The 2,781-nt window shown below is 34.3% G+C and carries 3 protein-coding genes; 1 reads left to right on the top strand and 2 read right to left on the bottom strand.

Annotated elements, in window-relative coordinates:
* A partial coding sequence (locus ABT112_RS34945) for a tyrosine-type recombinase/integrase (RefSeq protein WP_351515809.1) occupies positions 1-1,135 on the bottom strand: 1,135 nt, incomplete at its 3' end.
* Between the two features lie 74 nt (positions 1,136-1,209).
* Entirely contained in the window at positions 1,210-1,896 is a 687-nt protein-coding gene (locus ABT112_RS34940; protein WP_012898391.1) for a helix-turn-helix domain-containing protein, read from the bottom strand.
* 446 nt (positions 1,897-2,342) lie between these two features.
* Here ABT112_RS34940 and ABT112_RS34935 point away from each other — a divergent pair.
* On the top strand, positions 2,343-2,781 hold a 439-nt coding region (locus ABT112_RS34935; protein WP_351515808.1), incomplete at its 3' end, for a Rha family transcriptional regulator.

Below are 2,781 nucleotides of genomic sequence, written 5' to 3'. Positions count from 1 at the left end.
AGTATAGGTCCATAGTCAATTGCAACTTTGAATGACCTAGCCTTTCTTGAATCACTTTATAACTCATTTCAGCATTTAAACAAAGGCTAGCGTGTGAATGCCTGAATCCATGAAAGCTCAACAACGGCAGTTCAGCATTTTTGATTATATTATTCAGCTTGTAGATAAGGTTGTGATAATCCATCACTCCACCTTCTATTTTTGGAAATACTAGGTTTTGTTGTGGATTTCCTAACTTCATAAAGTGTTTCTTTTGAAAGAAGTACCAGCTTTTTAATACATAAATTGCCTTATCGTCAATGCTAATAATTCGATTGCTTTTATTGCTTTTTGGTGTATCTTGAATTTGAAATCGTCTAACTGTGGTTTTGCTGACAGATACAGTCTGGTTTTGAAAGTTAATATCAGACCATGATAAGGCCATAGCTTCGCCAATACGCAAACCAGAAGCCACAAGCAAGCGTAGAAGAGCTTTAAAGTATTCATTTGACCACTGGCCACTCTTTAGAGATTCAAGGTAATTAAAGAGTTTTGCTAATTCCGATTTTTTGTAGAACTTTATCTCTTTTTTTGCTTGTTCCACCTTTACTTGGGGTACGATCACTGACTGACAAGGATTGTTCTCAATGATTCCAAGTGAAAGTGCATGTTGAAATATGCGATTGATGATATTGAACTGCAGCTTGTATCGTTTAGCTTGTCCAGTAGTACGCTTTTGTCTCCCATTAAGAGGAGCAGCGGCGCTTTTTCCCCATTTGATAACTTGCTGCTGTATTTGTGCTGTGGTAATCTTGCTGATTCTCTTATTACCAAAAGCTGGCAAAGTATAATTATCGAGATTTGATCTCATTTGGTCAATAGAACCTATTTTACGTTGCAGCTTATAAAGTTCAAAAAAGCTCTCAGCAACCTCTTCAAAAGTTTTTAAGACTTTAATTTTTTTAGTACAACCATTTTTTATGAACTCATTTTGAAGACGTGAAAGTTTAACTTTTATGTCTTTTTTTGTACGCCCAGTAATGGAAGTTCGAACTTGCTTACCTGTCAGCACATCAGTACCGATATAAGCGCCACGGAGAATATAGCGTACTTCTCCGCTTTTTGTTTTGTATTCTTTTATATTTAGTTTGTTCATGTTGATTTGTCTTTCTAGCACCGCCCAGTACGCAAAAGTCAAAACATGAATGTTGATTTTAAAAGTGTAGGAAGTTAAAGTTCATTTTCATTAGAATCTTTACGACGATAATCTTGCCACCTTTTTTTTAATTCGGCTTTAGTGATGCCATCTTCGAGGGCAAAGTAATTTTCAGGGTTCTGTATTTGTTTTTCTAGTAATTGCTTCTTTAATTGAAAAACTTTTTTTCTGTGTTTCCAAATGAGTAGTTGATCTATTTGTGCATTGGCTAGTTTAAATTCATCAGAATAAAAATAATCAGCTTTTTCTTTATCATCAAAATCAATCGTGGGAGAGCTATATAAATAACTATCAATTGTAGAAATCATTTTGTCTAATTCAGGAAGAAGTTTTTTAGCCATTTCTGTGCGTAGAGCAAGAGTATTGTAGGTAGTGGATACAGGGTTTCCCTTATAATCTTTAATTATTTCCGCTGGAACTTCAACGCCGTAATTTTCCTTGGCAGATGTTTGTATTTCATTAATTTCGTCTTGATATGTTCTAAAATCACTAGTTCCCATAATATAGCTAGTCGTAACGTCAAAGTAATCAGCTAAATCTTGCCAAACTTTGAAATCACGAGGAGAACGTTTTCCAGTTTCATAATTAGTCAGCATACCTTGAGAAATTCCTATTGCTTTTGCTACGGTGCTTTGAGTAACACCTTTTTCAATTCGTAGCTCTTTAATACGATTTAAAGCTTTATATACTTCGTTTGCCATATTTTTACCTCTTTATCATTATACAACATTTTGGTAGTTATTTAAAATAAAAATTTCAATTTTGAAGTATATCACTTGACACTTCGAAAATGAAGTATTATACTATTGTCTAGATACTTCAATTTTGAAGTATCTAGAAAGAAGGTGAAGTAAAATAATGTATTTAACATCAGAAATTAAAACTGCTCTACGCAAAAAACGAGGAGTGCTAGATTTAACAAAAGGTGAAGCTGCCAATCAGCTTGGTATTAATCGTCTTACTTATGGACGTCTTGAAAGCCCAACACGTAATGAGAAAGTACGTCAGAGTACATACGAACGCATTACCGAGTGGCTCGCTAAGGACTATTAAAAAAACGCACCGCCCAGTACGTTGAAATTGAGAACAATGAAGTCAGTCGTTGAGATACGATATTGCGTATTAAACGCTAGAAAGAAATTTAATAATGAAAGACTTAGCATTTTTAACCAGTCCTGACATGAGTAAAGCGGAAGTTGTGACTAACCATATCGTTATTGCTGAATATGCAGGAATCGAAAGGACATCGTTACGTTTACTCATCAATAAACATAAAAAAGATTTTGAGCAATTCGGTAAGTTGATATTTGAAATATCGACCTTGCCAGATAGTCGAGGTCAAAAAGTAAAAATCTATCAACTTAATAGAAATCAAGCCATGTTGATGATTACTTATCTGGATAATACAGAAGTAGTTAGAAATTTTAAAATCGCTCTTGTAAAACGATTTGATGAAATGGAGAAGGAACTCTATGCAAGAAAAATTGCAAGAGCAGTTGAAAAGCCGAAAGGAATTACTCTTCATCAAGCTATTTCTGAGTGGAATCATTACTCACGACATGGTAATACATGGCATACGATTATTA

Source organism: Streptomyces sp. NPDC002055, assembly GCF_040296705.1.
In the GTDB taxonomy this organism is placed as follows: Bacteria; Actinomycetota; Actinomycetes; order Streptomycetales; family Streptomycetaceae; genus Streptomyces.
The sequence above is the reverse complement of the archived record's forward strand: the minus strand, read 5'-3'. Positions and strand labels throughout refer to the sequence as shown.